Source organism: Sporanaerobacter acetigenes DSM 13106, from assembly GCF_900130025.1.
Classification (GTDB): Bacteria; Bacillota; Clostridia; order Tissierellales; family Sporanaerobacteraceae; genus Sporanaerobacter; species Sporanaerobacter acetigenes.
The window spans coordinates 15,732-31,646 of sequence record NZ_FQXR01000002.1 but is presented as its reverse complement, the minus strand read 5'-3'; the positions used below and the strand labels follow the sequence as shown (position 1 = coordinate 31,646).

Here is a 15,915-nt window from a genome sequence, read left to right as displayed (position 1 = left end):
ATGGGGCAGCTTATTTTGTGAGTAAAATTTCATTATATGTGGAAAAAAGACTGTTTTTTTGCTATCATAAATAATGAACATTAAATATAGGAGATGTTTTGATGGATAGAATAGACAAAAGACAACATGATCAATTGAGAGAAATAAATATAACTAGAAATTTTTTAAAGCACCCACAAGGGTCGGTTCTTATGGAGATGGGAGAAACCAAGGTTATATGTACTGCAATGATAGATGACAGGATTCCTCCTTTTCTAAAGGGTACAAATACAGGCTGGATAACAGCAGAATATTCTATGATACCAGGTTCAACTATTACAAGAAAGGTAAGAGATTCTTCTAGAGGAAAAGTAGAGGGAAGATCTCAAGAAATACAAAGACTTATAGGAAGGGCCTTGAGGAGTGTAGTGGATTTAAAAGTTATAGGAGAAAAAACCATTTGGATAGATTGTGATGTAATTCAAGCCGATGGTGGAACAAGAACTGCATCTATTACGGGTGCTTTTGTAGCACTTGTAGATGCGTTTTATACACTTTACAAGCAAAGTGAAATTCCATATATTCCAGTTAAAAATTTTATTTCTGCTGTAAGTGTAGGCATAGTTAAAGGAGTTCCAGTGCTAGACTTATGTTATGAAGAAGATTTTAGGGCAGATGTAGACATGAATATAGTCATGACAGATAATAATAGATTTGTTGAAATTCAAGGAACAGGAGAAGAAAATACTTTTTCAATGGAAGAATTGAATACTCTAATCTCATTGGCAACAAAAGGTAATAGAGAAATTATATCAATGCAAAAAAAGGCATTAGGAGAAATAGGAGAACTTGTAGGAAAAAAGTCTAACAATATGGAAGGGGAAAACCAAAATGAATAAGAATATAATTCTTTCCACTGGAAATATTCATAAAGTAGAAGAAATAAAGGATATCTTAAAAGAATTGCCTGTAAATATATGCTCTAAAAAAGATTTGGGTTTTGGAGACATTGATGTTGAAGAAGATGGAACTACATTAGAAGAAAATGCAATAAAAAAGGCAGTGGCTATTTCACAAAAAGTAGATGGAATAGTTATTGCTGATGATACAGGCCTATTTGTAGATGAACTAGGCGGAGAACCTGGGATTTATTCCTCAAGATATTCAGGAGAAAATGCTAGCTATGAAGAAAACAATAAAAAGCTTTTAAGAAAATTGGAAGGTATAGCCTTAGAAGAGCGTACTGCAACTTTCAAAACAGTTATTGCCATAGTCACAGAAGATAAACAAGTAAAAACTGTATATGGAGAGTGCAAAGGAAAGATAGGGTTTGAATTTAAAGGAGATAGTGGTTTTGGATACGATCCATTGTTTATAGTAGATGGGTATGACAAGACTTTTGCAGAACTGGGAGAAGAAGTAAAAAACAAAATAAGCCATAGAGCTAAGGCCTTGGAAGAATTAAAAAAAGAACTAAAGAATATTATAGGGGAGACTAATGGTGAAGATATTTGTAGTGAGTGATACTCATGGAAAGACAGATAAGTTTATACAATTTGCGAAGGCATTGGGAAAGCCAGATCTCATAATACATTTAGGCGATTATGTAGATGATTCTTTTGAAATAGAAAGACAAATGAATATAGATACTATAAGAGTAAAAGGAAATTGTGATTTTGGATGTAAAGGGGTCAATGAGGAGGAAATATTAAATATCAACGGAAAGAAAATATTTTTAACTCATGGCAATAAATACAATGTAAAATATGATTTATTTAGCCTTTCTTACAAAGCTAAAGAAGAAGGAGCAGATGTAGTTCTTTTTGGACATACCCACACTCCTACTATTGAAGAATATGGTGGGATACTCTTCATGAATCCTGGAAGTCCAACTATTCCAAGGGATATGTCTAAAAAAAGTTTTGGCATTTTAGAAATACAAGAAAGAATAATACCAAAAATAATAGAAATATGATTTTTATATATTGACAAGCTGTTTTTTATCTGCTATAATTTAAAATTGTTAGCGGAAAAGCTTGGGAGCAAAACATTTTGAGCAGTGCGGGTGTAGCTCAGTGGTATAAGCAGGGGACCAAAATCGTGCATTTCGATTTTGTGTACATTGCTTAGTGGTACAGTTGCTAAAAGGCACTGAATAAATACCTAGTAGCAAGCCTAAGATTTTGCGGGTGTAGCTCAGTGGTAGAGCACTGGCTTCCCAAGCCAGCAGCGAGGGTTCGATTCCCTTCACCCGCTCCAATATACGAGCACCTATAGCTCAGTTGGATAGAGCAACGGACTTCTAATCCGTGTGCCGGGGGTTCGAATCCTCCTAGGTGCACCAACACTAGACATGGTGGATATGGCCTAGTTGGTTAGGGCGCCAGATTGTGGCTCTGGAGGTCGTGGGTTCGAATCCCACTATCCACCCCATTTAAAAAACGTGACCCATTAGCTCAGGCGGTATAAGCAGAGAACCAAAATCGTGTGTTTCGATTTTGTGTGAATCGCTTAGTCCGAACCACTAATTGTCATCAAAGTAACAAAACAGATACTGCGATAAACTTAAAAAACATGACCCATTAGCTCAGGCGGTAGAGCACCTGACTTTTAATCAGGGTGTCCGGCGTTCGAGTCGCCGATGGGTCACCACTTGCGGGAGTGGCGGAATTGGCAGACGCGCTAGACTTAGGATCTAGTGTCATTGACGTGGGGGTTCAAGTCCTCTCTCCCGCACCAAATTTTCCATAGACAAACCAAAAAAGTTTGTTTATGGTTTTTTTATGTTCTAATAAACTAATAACGGTTTTACTGTTTTTCAGTAGAACCGTTATTAGTTTATTAATTATTGTTTTTTTTGGATAATGATGCTTTTACGGCACCACGAGGATCTTTTACAAGAAGAATTATAAGCCACACAATTAACCCTAGAGCTATTACGGAAAGACCAAGATAGAAATCATTAATCATATCTTCGATTGCAGGTCTAAAAAATTTTTCATGTAATTCGGCATATTCAAAAATTGAATCAACGAACCACATTAAGGAAGCACCCCAGTACATATAGCAAAGAACGTTGATTTTCATATCATCATTAGGTGCTTTTTTGTACCAAATAATTGTACAGATAATTGCCGCAAAAACAGTAGTAAGTAATGTCATATCAGAAATTCCCCCCTATGCAGCAGTAGATTTAGTTTTTAAAACTTTCTTAGTCATGGAATTTGTAACTAAAACAACTATTGCCCAGACTAATGTGACAAGAATGGCCATTGAAACACCAACTGTTCTCATTTCCGACAACATCTCAGCAGTATCTGCAGGATTGCTTGCTGCAGTCAAGAATGGGAACCATGGTACAACTTCACCATGCCAGATATGTTCATATGCCAAAAGGAAAGCGCCACCCCACAAAAGACGAGCTAACCACATTAGTTTAGTAGAAAAACTGATTTTTGTTTCAGGAGCGGTTGCTACACCATTGGTGTTGATATTAAGCTCTCCTTTGTTTTTTTCTTTGGATTTGTTCACCTGTGCAACTACAGTAACTATAGCAGCTTCAGCTGCAGGAACTAGAAAACAAGCCATACTAAATCCCCCTTTTAAAATAAATATTATAAATAATGACTATTCAGAGATTATAAAAGTAAAAAAAGGTATAAATTTTCTACAGAAAAATTTATACCTTCATGATATACTTAATGAATATTTTATTTTAATCTCTGAATAGGAAACTTTAGTTGTTCATCAACTAAATCAGCTTCATGCTGAATTTAAATTTATCTTAACATGAAATAATAAATTTGTCAACATATTCAAATATAGCACACATTTAACATGGAATTTCAATAAATATTTTTTGTTACCTAAGGTGTTGGATATTTGATATAATGAATATTAATATAGGAATTTTTGCTCGCTTTTTACGTTGCTAAATCAGGAGGAAAAATGTGGGATGAAAATAAAACTTTTTATATTTATTTCTTTATTGGTAATATTAGTTGCATATATTTATATACAAATTAGTTTTTTTAAAGTAAATCAGGTAGAACTAAATAGTGAAAAAATAAAAGATGATATAAAAATAGTGCAGATTTCAGATTTTCACAATAATAAACGAATAAACAAAGGAACGCTCATAAAGAAAGTTGAAGGCATAAATCCAGATATTATAGTACTTACAGGAGATATAATAGATGCAAAGACCAAAGACTTTGATTGTTCAATAGATATGATAAAAGACTTAAGGAGTATAACTGATAAAATATATTTTGTCTGGGGAAATCATGAGATAAGAAATAATAGAGGTAGAGAATTTGTTGAAAGGTTGAAGGGTGCTGGTGTTTTTGTATTAGAAAATGAAAATACTATGACTTATATAAAGAATACTGAAATAAACATATGTGGAGTAAATTTTTATATAGATAGGGCTAACTACAACAAGGCATTAGAAGGAATAGATGAAAAAAATTATACCATATTGCTTTCGCATTCGCCAAATAGACCTATATCATATTCTGCAGGGTTGGAAGATTTGATTCTTGCAGGACATACTCATGGAGGTCAGTTAAGGCTTCCTATAATAGGAGCTATAGTAGCGCCAGGTCAGGGATATTTTCCAAAGTATGATAAAGGATTGTTTAAAATAGGGAATACTACCCTATATATAGACAGTGGTCTTGGAAATAGTGTATTTCCCATTCGATTTCTAAACAGAGTTCAAATAAGTAGCATTTCTGTAAAAAGGGCATAAATAATTTAAAAAGATGGTAATATATTTGACCAAAGAACTAATTACATTTATAATGTAATTAGTTCTTCTTGCGCCCTTAGCTCAGTTGGATAGAGTCGCTGACTTCGAATCAGTCGGTTGAGGGTTCGAGTCCCTCAGGGTGCACCAGTAGGCTAAAATTACACGTTTCAACTTAAAATAGATACACTGATTATCGGTTAAATTTTCGGTAGTCAGAGTATCTATTTTTATATATTGGAGGGTGTAAAGTGGCTAAAAAAATGATTAAAATGAACAGTATTACAAACAAAAACATTAACGATGTCTTTAAAGATTTTATTAAATATTGTAGAGTTAAAAATTTAAGTAATGCAACAACAAATTATTATGAAGATTGTTTTAGCAAGTTTAAAAAATTTTATCATGGTGAAATGGAAGATATTACAACTGATACAGTAGATGATTATATTCTATATCTAAAAAAGAATACAACTATGAATGATGTTAGTTTAAACACCTATAAAAGAGGTTTACGAGTGATTTTATATTACTTTATGAAGTTGGGATATGTAGAAGAATTTAAGATTACTATACACAAGGCAGAAAAGAAAATAAAAGAAACATATACAGATACAGAATTAGAAATATTACTAAAGAAACCTCATTTAAAACAATGTGATTTTGTAGAATATCGTTCATGGGTTATAGTAAATTTTTTATTAGGTACAGGATGTAGAGCAAATACACTTTGCAATATTCAAATAAAAGATTTAGATTTAGAAAATGGTGTTGTTATGTATATTACAACTAAAAATAAGAAACAGCAAATTGTACCTATTAGTAATCAATTATGCCTTATAATACAAGAATATTTGTCATATAGACAACCACAAAGTGATGAAGATTATTTGTTTATTAGTGTATATGGAGAACAACTTAATCCTAATTCATTAAGACAATCTATTGCAAAATACAATAATAGACATGGTGTAATGAAAACTGGTGTACATCTTTTTAGACACACATTTTCAAAAAAGTGGATACAAAATGGAGGAAATATTTTCAGTTTACAAAAAATATTGGGACATAGTTCATTAGATATGGTAAAAGAATATATAAATATGTTTAGTGAGGATATTAGACAGGACTATGACAAATATAATCCCCTTTCAGAATTTACTAATACAAATTATATTTCTATGAAAGGGGGTAGAAAGTAATGGTAGGAGATGTATATGATTACAATAGTTTATATATAAAAATCATGAGTGGAGAATTAAGAAAAATTATATTTTTTACAAGTTCAGATGAATATCAAGATGCATTAAAAATGGGTATGCGAATCGGCAAAAGTGTAATATTCGATAATGATACAGATGAAATAATCAAGTTCTTTTAGTATAGAGTGCCTTTAGGGGCACTTTATATTTGTTTATATATAATAGGTATAGTAGTTTTGTAGAATGGCTCACAAGTGCTATTACAATAGTTTAAATAATATGGTTAACTTATATTAACTTAAAACCCATATTTTATCGTGATGAAAAAAGGGTAATATTATATAATAACATATATTATATACGATGTCAATACTTTTTATCAAAAAATGCTTGACAAATAAAAATATATATGTTATGATATTAGTATAGGGTGGGAAAAGGGGTAAACTTTTAGTATAACATATATTATATGCAATGTAAATAGTATTTAACAAAAAACACTAAAGTTATTATACAAACGTGCCGATATATATTATAGAAGGGGACAATTAAATAGGTTTTTTAAACAGGTGCTATTTTGAGGGGCAACTTAAAACGTTGTTCGTAAACCAGATAGTGCCATGTCTAATTTTTTGCATAAACAGAATATATAAAACAAAAAAAAGGAGAGATTTTATGTTAGAAAATGAAATTAACAAAAAGGTAGAAAGGATTAACAGAGCAAAAAGTGGGGATTTAGTTGCATTAGATTGGAAACAAAGGTTTTTAGATGGACTAATTAAGGAAGAAATTTGTTGGGTAAAAGAAGAAAAAAGGAAAAGTGGCACGCACATAGTTAAAACAGATGAAAATGACAGTAGTTCTAATGCGTACCTCCAGCATGAAGTAAAAATATTAAATGGTGGTGTATGGAGAGCAGTAGAAAATCAAGTAATGAAATATCAAGATATATTGATGGAAGATGAAATAAGGGATATATGTTATAGTATTATAGTTAAAGCAGTAGATAATTATGAAATAAAAGAAGATACAAGAGAAGGAGAAGTATTTAATCGACTATATGCGTACATATTAAAGTGTATTGAAAATGAAATGATGAATTACATAAACAATTGGACAGAATCTTATAGAAGTAGAGTAAATGGAGAAGAACATATATATACTCCACAATTACAAGAAAGTATATACCAACTTGTTCGTGACCCTGATGGTTTTACAGTAGAACTTGTTACATTACTAAAAGAAGAACAAAATATTATGCATTTCCACGATTACAGCGAGTATGTAAAAACTGATACATTACAAACAATAGAACAAGCAATAGAAGATACATTAACAGAATATGAAAAAAGTATATTACATATTTTAGCAATTAGCGATAATAACAATGCACAAGCAGGAAAAATATTAAAGGAAATAGAAATTTTACAAGGTAAAGAACCACGTACATCTGATGATGCATATAGAGTACATATTAAAAGGCAAAAAGATAAAATAATAAAGAAGATAAATAAAAATATTGATAGTGAAAAGGTTGTAAAAATAAATAGATTAAAAGAAGAAAAGCAAGGAATACAAGAGTTTTTAAAAAGTGATACAACAAATAAAAGTGTAATACAGTACATATTAGATAATTTAAAAGAAGAATACATATTAAATATAATGTATGACATAGATGACAAACATAGACAATTTTTAATCAAGAATTTTATACATACATATAATGAGGACAAGTTGTTTAGCAAAACAACTAAAGAGATATGTGACATAATCACACAAGAACTATATAATTACATAAAAACATTAGATAACAAAATAGAGAATATGGATGTTAAAAAGGTAAAGATTAAAGCAACACAACCAGCACCAGTAATACCTGAATTTGAAGTCGATACTAATACATACTTATATATTAAAGATGATAAATTTACAAATGAATATAAAAAAGAATATGCAAAGAAGGGTATTAAGGTAGAAAAACAAGGTGAAAAAGTAATACATAATGAGAGATATTATCTTGTATATGTTAATAAGGCAGAGGACAGGATGGACTGGAAGAAAGCAAGAAAGACACAATATCATACAGTTAATCTATTTGGAGATATTTACTAGAAAAGTGTACACCCTGACTTTATAATATAGTGAGGGAGGGAAAGGGTTAATTTTTTTTAATACCCTTTTCCACTTACACAAACACTTATCCAATTTACATTATAGTATATAATAAAATATATGTCAATGACAAAAATTGTAAGTAAGTTGTATAAAATATATAAAAATTATATGTTTTGTAGAACTTATTTATGGGTTCTAATTTGATTTTTACAAATGTTTACGCCAAAACGTTTGTTAAATTTTTTAATATTTCATTTTTTAACATAAAATAGTTAATGTTTTAAACATAAGAAGGTTGCTAGTTTCCTTCTCCTTGCAAAACTAGATGTGTATGACGAGGATATCATACAATTCCTTTTTACAATAAGGCAAGGGTGCAACAATAGTTTGTATCCTTGTTTTTTATATATAAGTTAATATATTTTAATTAATATCAATATCAATAATGAGGGGGATATGAGGTGCATGGTGATATAAGACAAGCAACAAAACAATATATAGAAGAAAATGGTATTAAACAATGTTTCATTGCAGGGAAATTAGATATTTCAGATGCAATGATGAGTTATTATCTCAATAATCATAAGAATTTAAGTAATGAAAAAGAATTACAATTACAAAAAATAATTGATAGGGGCTAAATGTTTGTAACTATTCTAGGGACAAGCACAAGGCAACTAGGAAGGAGAATGTTTAAATGGAAAATAATAACACTAACAAAAATCAACAACAAAATATGGAGGGGCTTAACATTACAGATGAGCAACTTCAAAAACTGATACAATCTGAAACTGATAAGGTTAGAACGAATTACAGTAAACAAGTTAAAGATTTAGAAGGTAAAATAACAGAATATGAAGAAAAACAAAAGGAATACGAACAAAAGGAAAAATATTATAAGACAATAGATGTATTAAAAGAGAACAATATCCCTTCACAACTTGCAAAATGGATTGATATTGATATTGAGAATGAGGAAGAAATTAATGAGTTGAAAAAGGTATTTAAGAATAACAAAGATACAGGTTACAAACCACAAACTCAAAGAAAAGATGATGATTATAGCAAAGCAGAAAAAGAAGGTAATGTACAAGGTATGATAAGTAACAAACTAGGAAGATTATTTCAATAATTAAAAAATAATTGGAGGATGATTTATAATGATAAAGACAAATAATTTTACACAAAATGAAAATATTGATTTAATGAATGAGATTAGTTTAATACATCCAATGGACACACCATTAACTACTTTGATTTTAGGTGCAGGACAATATGATAAAGCAACTTCAAAGATTGTAACATGGAGAGAAAGAGAATTAAATGCAGATACAGATATGACAGTTGAGGAAGGTAGTGAAACAACTGAATTTCAAAATTCTGTAAGAAAAGAAATGAATAACGTGTGTTCTATATTTAAGAGGGCAGTTTCAGTATCAGGTTCAGCAATGGCATCAGATGTTGTAGGAATTAAAGATATGTTAGGTGAAGAATTAAATGATAGATTAATTGAGATGAAAATTAACATGGAAAAGGCATTTTTAAATTCTGTAAAAGATGATGGTTCTACATCAGGAATAAGAAAATTACAAGGACTTCAGAATTTTACAACAACTAAAAACAAAATAACTGATGTATTTAGTGAAGATACATTTAAAGCAACAGTTAGAAAACTTTGGGATGCAGGTTTAGGAACTGGTGAATATGTTGCATTAGTGAATGCAGATTTAAAAGAAAAAATTGATGCACTTTACAAGGACAAATATTACTATCAAGCACAAAATGACAAGTTTGGTATAGTTGCTAATACAATTCAAACTAATTATGGAAATGTACATTTAATATTAGACAGACATATGGATGCAGACAAAATATTAATATTTGATCCTTCATTTGTAAGAATTGCATTTTTGAGAACACCACAGTTTGAAATGTTAGCAAAAACTGGAGATAGTGTTAAAGCACAAGTAATTGCAGAGCCAACAATTAAATTATTAAATGCAAAAGCAGTTGCAATGTTTACAGAAAAAGTTGGTGCATAATCTTATATAGAAGGTCAAAGTAAGTCAAAGACAAATTAAGGTGAGGGGATTTAGTCCCTTCATCTTTTTTTTAATACTTTATAATTCAAACTATTGAAAAGGGGGATAGAAATGGATAGAAAAGAATGGAAATTAAGGCGAATTAGTAAAGATATTACATTAACAGAAATAGCGAATAGTATTTATTGTTCAGTGTCTTTATTAAGCAAATTCGAAAATGATAAGGCAGATATGAAACAAAAAAAAATAGAACAATACAAAGAATACATAATTAACAAAGGGGTTGTTTAAAAATGAATTTAGATTATATAAAACAAAAGGAGTTTAAGGATTGGTATAAAAAACTAGATGGTGTTGGGTTATGTCTAACAGATGATTTAGATAGTTTGGCGAGTTGTAAAGTCCTAAATGAGATATTTAAAATCGACATATATGGCTTTTTTAGTTTTGATACATATTACTTAAGTGAAAACAGAACAGATGAAAAGTTAGTTGGTGTAGATTTAGATTTAGCAAAACATAAAGCATTTAGTAATCACGTAACATACATACAGAATCCAGAAATTATAAGTTTAAATAAAGGTATTACAAGAGCAAATTATTATGATAAGTTTGCAGGTAGTACATTAATTACAGTTTTAAGTTTATATAATGTAAACTTGGACAAACTATCTAATAAACAATTACAATTATTACTTGCAGTAGATAGTGGTTATTTACAATATCACTTTAACAAGGATTTATTTACATATTATTATAAAGATGTATTACAATATCCTCAATTTATAGACATAGCAAAAAACACAAGCAAGAAGGAATTTGAACGTTTGCAAAGAATATATAATTTAAAGTGTAAAATACAAATTGATGAAGAAGGTTATCTTAATACATATATAAAATTAAATGAATTAGGAGATATATTTAATATAGATTTATCATTGCCAAAAGAACAGTTTATATCAATACAGCAATATCAAAATGTAGGATTCAATTACTTTCAGTTGCAAAAAGAAAACATAACTGATAATATTATATTTAGTAGTGCAATAACAAATAAAGATTATGTGAAATTATCATTAAGAGTTTAAAAATAAAAGGGGGAAATTGAGTGTACTTAGATAATAAAAACATAAAGGTACTAAACAAAAGATTTGAAGGAAAGGCACTCACTAAGCAAGAAAAAAGAAGATTGACAAGAACAACTAGAGCAATTAAAAAATATGATAACATACATGAGCAAAATAGAAAAGTAAATATGGATGATATTATGGCATAAGACGAATCCAAAAATGGATTGGTCTTTTTATTTTATGTAACGTGTGGATTAAAACAACACGTTACTTTTATTTTATAGGAGGTATGGAAGATGGATTATATTTACATTTATTCTTATACAGTTACAAAAGATTTATTGAAGAACAATTTTATTATAAAGGATATAAAAGCAAATCCAAAGAATCGAAACAGGACAGTATTTATGTTTCAAGAAACGGAAGAATTAAAAGATTATCTTAAAGCAAAACACAATATTAATATGTAACCGATGTGTATAAAATTATAAGATATTATAAATATTTGACAAACACTATAAGGTATGATATATTTATATTATAACCCATGTGTATATATTTATAAATTCTTATAAAAATAATCAAGTGGTACTCGAATAGATTTATAAAATCTTATAAAAATATGGACAGATAAATACTATAACTAAATATATAAATAATATAACTAAAGTATTATGCACACTCTAAAGAGTGTACAATGTTATTTTTTTGTTTATTAGTGTATATTTTAGTTTTGTAGTTGTAATTAATTTAGTTACATATCAATACATAGTGGTAGTATCTTTTCCTTTCTCAACAACAAATATATATATTCTTATTTGTATATGTTTGTGTTTACATATAAAGTTTAATAAAATTTTAGGAGGTATACATAATGAAAACATATGAACAGTTAGAAAATGAAAAGTTTGTTTTTGTAGATAATAAGTTTTTTACTAAAGAATATCAAGAACAATATGGAATTGCAAGTATATTAATTCTTGCACTTATACAGAAAAATTTACTCGTTAGAGGACAATATATATATAATCTACAATATTTATTTGATGTGTTAGATATTAAGAAAAACAATAGTACACAACAAAAGAAAATTAAAGATTGCCTTGTACAATTACAAAAGGATAATATTATTATTTCTGATGTAGATATTTCTAAAGCAAATAATAATCAATTAATTTATGTTAATATTGATATTCCAGAAACTAATTATACAGTTGTTTATGATTTTGAATTGGATGCAATAGTAAAATGTAAAGAAGAAAATGTATATAATCTATTTAATTTATTTACATTTTTAAAGTATAGAATTGGCATTAAGGGATATTGTTATTGGAACCAAACAGATATTGCATATTCAATTGGTTTAAAAAGTAGAAAAGTAGTTAGTAGAATGGTAGATGTATTAGAAAAGGAATTAAAATTAATAATTACTGATAATGTAGGTACAAAGAAATTTAAAGATGGTAGTGTTAAGGAAAGTAATTATATGTATGCACTAAATTATAAAGGTTCTAAAGAATTGCTAAAAACAAAGAAAGAAGAATACAAACAAGAATTAATTGAAGATGGTATAAAAATTACTACAAATAAAACAGCAAACGAGAAAAGAAGTATAAAAGGTAGAATAAATTATTTAGTTAGTTTATTTGAAGAAGATTCTATTTCTGATGATGAGGTTGAAGAATTAAGGCAAAAAGAAGAAGAATATTATAATCTAATAAAAAATGATGAAGATTTACTTGAAAAGAGAATTGATGAATTTGTATTGTTTAATCCAATGGTAGATGAAGTAATCACTAAAGAAATGACTACTGAAAAAGAACCAAAACATTTTGGCAAACCTAATCCAATGAAAAAGGTTGACTATGAAACAGGTGAAATAATAGAAACTAAAACAGGTTCAGTAAATGAACTTGATAATGATAATTTAGATTGGTTGAATGGTGTAGAAGAAAAAGAGGAATTTTGGAATGAATTTGAAAAGAAACATAATATTAAAAAAGAAGATACAGTAGATGTAATAAATAAATATAAACCAGAAAGTTTACAATTTACGGAAGAACAGCAAGAACAATATGATAAAAGATATGAAATAACTGATATTACAGATGATGAATGGTTAGATTTATTAAGTTAGGCACTTACAAAAGTAGGTGTCTTTTTTATATGTGTCGAGGTCACTTTGAGCAACATGTTTTTAAATAAAACATAAACATAGGAGGTTTAAACATGATGAATTTAAAAGCATTAGAAGATTATCAACAAGAAAATGAGGAGTTTTATACAAAATTGAATAGAGATTTAGAAGAAATAAAATCTAATTTACGATATGTTTTGACAGAGCAAGAGAAACAAAGACTACATAACATGACAATTGAGGAAGTTCAGACGGAAATGTTACGTGTATTGCATGAAATGAAACTTGACTTGAATGAAATATTAAAAAAGGATGGTGAATAAAATGGCAACAGCAACTACAACATTTTGGAAAGAATTAAGTAAGGTTAAGAATTTGCGTAGAAGGGCTTATTTTCAGTGGAAAAATGAAATTGAAAATTTAAAAATAGATTATAGTGCAATGACGGAAGATGATTTTATTAAGCAATGTAGTAAAAGTTGGATGGGTGGAAAAATCACAGATAAAGAATTTTTTTTAAGAAATATGGAAAGATGGGAAAGTAGTCCAGAATATAAAAGGTTATTATTTTTATATCAAGAAGATAAATTTGCTACAGATTTGTTAGCAATATATTCTGCAACAAAGAAAAAAGCAATAGAGGAAACAGATAGTCAAGCAATTAAAAATGTAATAATGTTGCAAGGGGAAATAAAGAAATATAGAAAGAGTATAGATGATTTTCAGGAACAAGAAGAAAAAGAAGATGAAGATGATGGGCTAATCATATAGACATAGATGTAACGTGTCAGATTGGATTGTAAGGGGTTTTAATATGGCAGTAGACCAATTATACCTCTTATTTTTATGTTTAATATAAGGTGATATTATAGGAAGGTGGTAATATGGCTAAGAAGAAAATGACTACAAAGGAAAAATTGAAGATAATTAATGATGATATAGAATTGTGGCTATTGAATTTTGTTAAGATATTAGATGCAGAAAATAAACTTATTCCATTTAAAATAAATAAAGCACAAAAGGATTTTTTAGAGAATAGGGACAAGTACAATATAATTTTAAAGTCAAGACAATTAGGATTTAGTACTTTAAGTTTAGGTATTATGTTGTATTATGCATATAGAATACCAAATAGTACATATTTAATGGTTTGTCATAATAAAACAAGTTTAAGGGAATTATTCAATAGGTTAAAAACAATGCAAAATAGTATTCCTGATAAAATTCGACTTGATGAAGATAAAAACAACAGAGATGAGTTAGGATTAAGTAATGGTAGTAGAATTATAGTTCAATGTCCTTCAGATGGATTAGGAGCAGGAATGACATTACAAATGGTACATTTATCCGAGTATGCACTGTATAGTGATTCGCAACAACTTATAGGGCTATCAACAGTAGAACAGTCACTTGCAAAAAACAAAAATAGTATGATAATTATAGAATCCACAGCAAGAGGAGTACAAAATAATCATTATAAAATTTGGCAAGATAGTTCTAAAGGGAGAAGTAGATATAAACCATTCTTTTATGGATGGACAGATAAAGCCCATTTAGATTTATTTAGGTATGAAGTAGATTTGGCAGTAGAATGGTATAAAAGTACTAATCATGGCGAACCATTACATAACGATCCTTTAGAATTAACTAAATATGAACAAATGTTAATTAAAAAAACTAAAGTTACATTAAAACAACTCATGTGGCGACAATGGAAATTACAAGGAATGTCAGAGGAATTATTTTTGCAAGAATATCCTGCATTTCCTGAACAGGCATTTGTTTCAAGTAATGTTGGTGTATTTGATGCAAATATAATAACTGAACGTATGAATTATGTACCTGAACCATTAAAAAATGTACCTGATTTACCATTAAGTTTACAAAGGTACATAGGAAATGGATTAAATATCTATAAATTGCCTAAACCTAAAGAATGGTATTTTGGTGGTGTAGATACAGCACTAGGAACTGGAAAAGGTGATGATAGTACAATATGTATATTAGATAGCAATGGGGAACAAGTGGCAACATTTAACAGAAATGATATACCAACATATAAATTTACGGATATAGTGGCAGAAATAGGATATTTTTACAACTATGCAATGTTGATGGTAGAACGTAACTCTTATGGAATAGACATATTACAACGTTTATGGAAAGAAAAACAATATATCAATTTATCTAAAACAAAGAAAAAAGATAAAATTACTGGTAGAGCAAAATGGCAACATGGATGGTATCAAGATAGTGTATCAAAAACAATCCTTGTCAATGATGCAAAAGAAGCAATAGAAACTGGAATTGTAATTGTAAATGATAAAGAAACACTTGAACAATTAAAGATATATCAAGAGGTGAATGGTAAATTTGGTAATACAAAAGGTGAAGGAAATAGGGATGATTTATGTGATGCATTATTTTTAGCAATACAATCACTTAAATTAGGTAGATATTATGTGTAAGAGGACAGCCAGTTAAGGTGCGATTATCGCATGTTTTATGGGTGTCCTTAATTTTAAGGTGGGGTACTTACAACGTGTTGTTTTAACCCACACGTTCGAGGTAACTGGGATTAACCACGAAACAATTTAAACAGGTAACTTAAAGTGACCCG

20 protein-coding genes and 6 tRNA genes are annotated in these 15,915 nt (G+C 29.0%); 24 read left to right on the top strand and 2 right to left on the bottom strand.

The genetic code is table 11. The annotated features are described in order from the left end of the window. Positions 1–101 precede the first annotated feature (101 nt). The 8 genes from rph (at position 102) to BUA21_RS00180 (ending at position 2,718) form a co-directional block, all read left to right on the top strand. Positions 102–878, top strand: a complete 777-nt coding sequence (gene rph / locus BUA21_RS00215; protein ID WP_072742523.1) for a ribonuclease PH — start codon at positions 102–104, stop codon at positions 876–878. Beyond that, positions 871–1,503: an XTP/dITP diphosphatase gene (locus BUA21_RS00210; RefSeq protein WP_072742522.1), complete on the top strand. Its 633-nt coding sequence runs from the start codon at positions 871–873 to the stop codon at positions 1,501–1,503. Before rph ends, BUA21_RS00210 begins: the two co-directional genes overlap by 8 nt. Continuing rightward, the gene (locus tag BUA21_RS00205) at positions 1,478–1,954 is read left to right on the top strand and encodes a metallophosphoesterase (RefSeq protein ID WP_233242620.1); all 477 of its coding nucleotides are present in this window, start codon (positions 1,478–1,480) and stop codon (positions 1,952–1,954) included. The genes BUA21_RS00210 and BUA21_RS00205 overlap by 26 nt, the downstream gene beginning before the upstream one ends. 210 nt (positions 1,955–2,164) lie before the next feature. Further along, positions 2,165–2,238, top strand: a tRNA-Gly gene (locus BUA21_RS00200). An 8-nt stretch (positions 2,239–2,246) separates the two neighbouring features. Then, positions 2,247–2,323 (top strand) — tRNA-Arg (locus BUA21_RS00195). A gap of 12 nt (positions 2,324–2,335) precedes the next feature. After that, positions 2,336–2,412, top strand: a tRNA-His gene (locus BUA21_RS00190). Positions 2,413–2,555: 143 nt separating this feature from the next. Then, a tRNA-Lys gene (locus tag BUA21_RS00185) sits at positions 2,556–2,631 on the top strand. Positions 2,632–2,634: 3 nt separating this feature from the next. Continuing rightward, positions 2,635–2,718, top strand: a tRNA-Leu gene (locus BUA21_RS00180). A 102-nt stretch (positions 2,719–2,820) separates the two neighbouring features. Here BUA21_RS00180 and BUA21_RS00175 read toward each other — a convergent pair. Both BUA21_RS00175 and BUA21_RS00170 read right to left on the bottom strand, forming a co-directional pair. Then, complete coding sequence (locus BUA21_RS00175; protein WP_072742521.1) at positions 2,821–3,141, bottom strand: hypothetical protein; 321 nt, start codon at positions 3,139–3,141, stop codon at positions 2,821–2,823. A gap of 15 nt (positions 3,142–3,156) precedes the next feature. Next, positions 3,157–3,567: a hypothetical protein gene (locus BUA21_RS00170; RefSeq protein WP_072742520.1), complete on the bottom strand. Its 411-nt coding sequence runs from the start codon at positions 3,565–3,567 to the stop codon at positions 3,157–3,159. 367 nt (positions 3,568–3,934) lie between these two features. Between BUA21_RS00170 and BUA21_RS00165 the strand changes: the two genes are divergently transcribed. The 16 genes from BUA21_RS00165 to BUA21_RS00100 all read left to right on the top strand — a co-directional run bounded on the left by BUA21_RS00165 (position 3,935) and on the right by BUA21_RS00100 (position 15,763). Then, positions 3,935–4,732 (top strand): metallophosphoesterase, encoded by a 798-nt coding sequence (locus tag BUA21_RS00165; protein ID WP_072742519.1) that lies wholly within the window; start codon positions 3,935–3,937, stop codon positions 4,730–4,732. 70 nt (positions 4,733–4,802) lie between these two features. Continuing rightward, a tRNA-Arg gene (locus BUA21_RS00160) sits at positions 4,803–4,879 on the top strand. Positions 4,880–4,980: 101 nt separating this feature from the next. Continuing rightward, positions 4,981–5,931, top strand: coding sequence for a tyrosine-type recombinase/integrase (locus BUA21_RS00155; protein ID WP_143147114.1), 951 nt, complete (start codon positions 4,981–4,983; stop codon positions 5,929–5,931). Then, positions 5,931–6,110: a hypothetical protein gene (locus BUA21_RS00150; RefSeq protein ID WP_072742518.1), complete on the top strand. Its 180-nt coding sequence runs from the start codon at positions 5,931–5,933 to the stop codon at positions 6,108–6,110. The genes BUA21_RS00155 and BUA21_RS00150 overlap by 1 nt, the downstream gene beginning before the upstream one ends. A gap of 496 nt (positions 6,111–6,606) precedes the next feature. Further along, entirely contained in the window at positions 6,607–8,043 is a 1,437-nt protein-coding gene (locus BUA21_RS00145) for a hypothetical protein (RefSeq protein ID WP_072742517.1), read from the top strand. A gap of 464 nt (positions 8,044–8,507) precedes the next feature. Then, positions 8,508–8,687, top strand: coding sequence for a hypothetical protein (locus tag BUA21_RS00140; RefSeq protein ID WP_072742516.1), 180 nt, complete (start codon positions 8,508–8,510; stop codon positions 8,685–8,687). Positions 8,688–8,743: 56 nt separating this feature from the next. Beyond that, positions 8,744–9,178, top strand: a complete 435-nt coding sequence (locus BUA21_RS00135) for a hypothetical protein (RefSeq protein ID WP_072742515.1) — start codon at positions 8,744–8,746, stop codon at positions 9,176–9,178. Between the two features lie 28 nt (positions 9,179–9,206). Continuing rightward, positions 9,207–10,088, top strand: coding sequence for a DUF5309 domain-containing protein (locus tag BUA21_RS00130; RefSeq protein WP_072742514.1), 882 nt, complete (start codon positions 9,207–9,209; stop codon positions 10,086–10,088). Between the two features lie 111 nt (positions 10,089–10,199). Next, positions 10,200–10,379: a helix-turn-helix domain-containing protein gene (locus BUA21_RS00125; RefSeq protein ID WP_072742513.1), complete on the top strand. Its 180-nt coding sequence runs from the start codon at positions 10,200–10,202 to the stop codon at positions 10,377–10,379. A 2-nt stretch (positions 10,380–10,381) separates the two neighbouring features. After that, positions 10,382–11,176 (top strand): hypothetical protein, encoded by a 795-nt coding sequence (locus BUA21_RS00120; protein WP_072742512.1) that lies wholly within the window; start codon positions 10,382–10,384, stop codon positions 11,174–11,176. 20 nt (positions 11,177–11,196) lie between these two features. Then, positions 11,197–11,364 (top strand): hypothetical protein, encoded by a 168-nt coding sequence (locus BUA21_RS14605; RefSeq protein WP_159429078.1) that lies wholly within the window; start codon positions 11,197–11,199, stop codon positions 11,362–11,364. A 90-nt stretch (positions 11,365–11,454) separates the two neighbouring features. Further along, positions 11,455–11,628 carry a hypothetical protein gene (locus tag BUA21_RS14600; RefSeq protein ID WP_159429077.1) on the top strand — a complete coding sequence of 58 codons (174 nt, stop codon included), beginning with the start codon at positions 11,455–11,457 and terminating at the stop codon, positions 11,626–11,628. A 404-nt stretch (positions 11,629–12,032) separates the two neighbouring features. Continuing rightward, positions 12,033–13,295 carry a hypothetical protein gene (locus BUA21_RS00115; protein ID WP_072742511.1) on the top strand — a complete coding sequence of 421 codons (1,263 nt, stop codon included), beginning with the start codon at positions 12,033–12,035 and terminating at the stop codon, positions 13,293–13,295. Positions 13,296–13,387: 92 nt separating this feature from the next. After that, complete coding sequence (locus tag BUA21_RS00110; protein ID WP_072742510.1) at positions 13,388–13,618, top strand: hypothetical protein; 231 nt, start codon at positions 13,388–13,390, stop codon at positions 13,616–13,618. 1 nt (position 13,619) lies between these two features. After that, positions 13,620–14,066, top strand: a complete 447-nt coding sequence (locus BUA21_RS00105; protein ID WP_072742509.1) for a hypothetical protein — start codon at positions 13,620–13,622, stop codon at positions 14,064–14,066. A gap of 113 nt (positions 14,067–14,179) precedes the next feature. Next, positions 14,180–15,763 (top strand): hypothetical protein, encoded by a 1,584-nt coding sequence (locus BUA21_RS00100; protein ID WP_072742508.1) that lies wholly within the window; start codon positions 14,180–14,182, stop codon positions 15,761–15,763. Positions 15,764–15,915 lie beyond the last annotated feature (152 nt).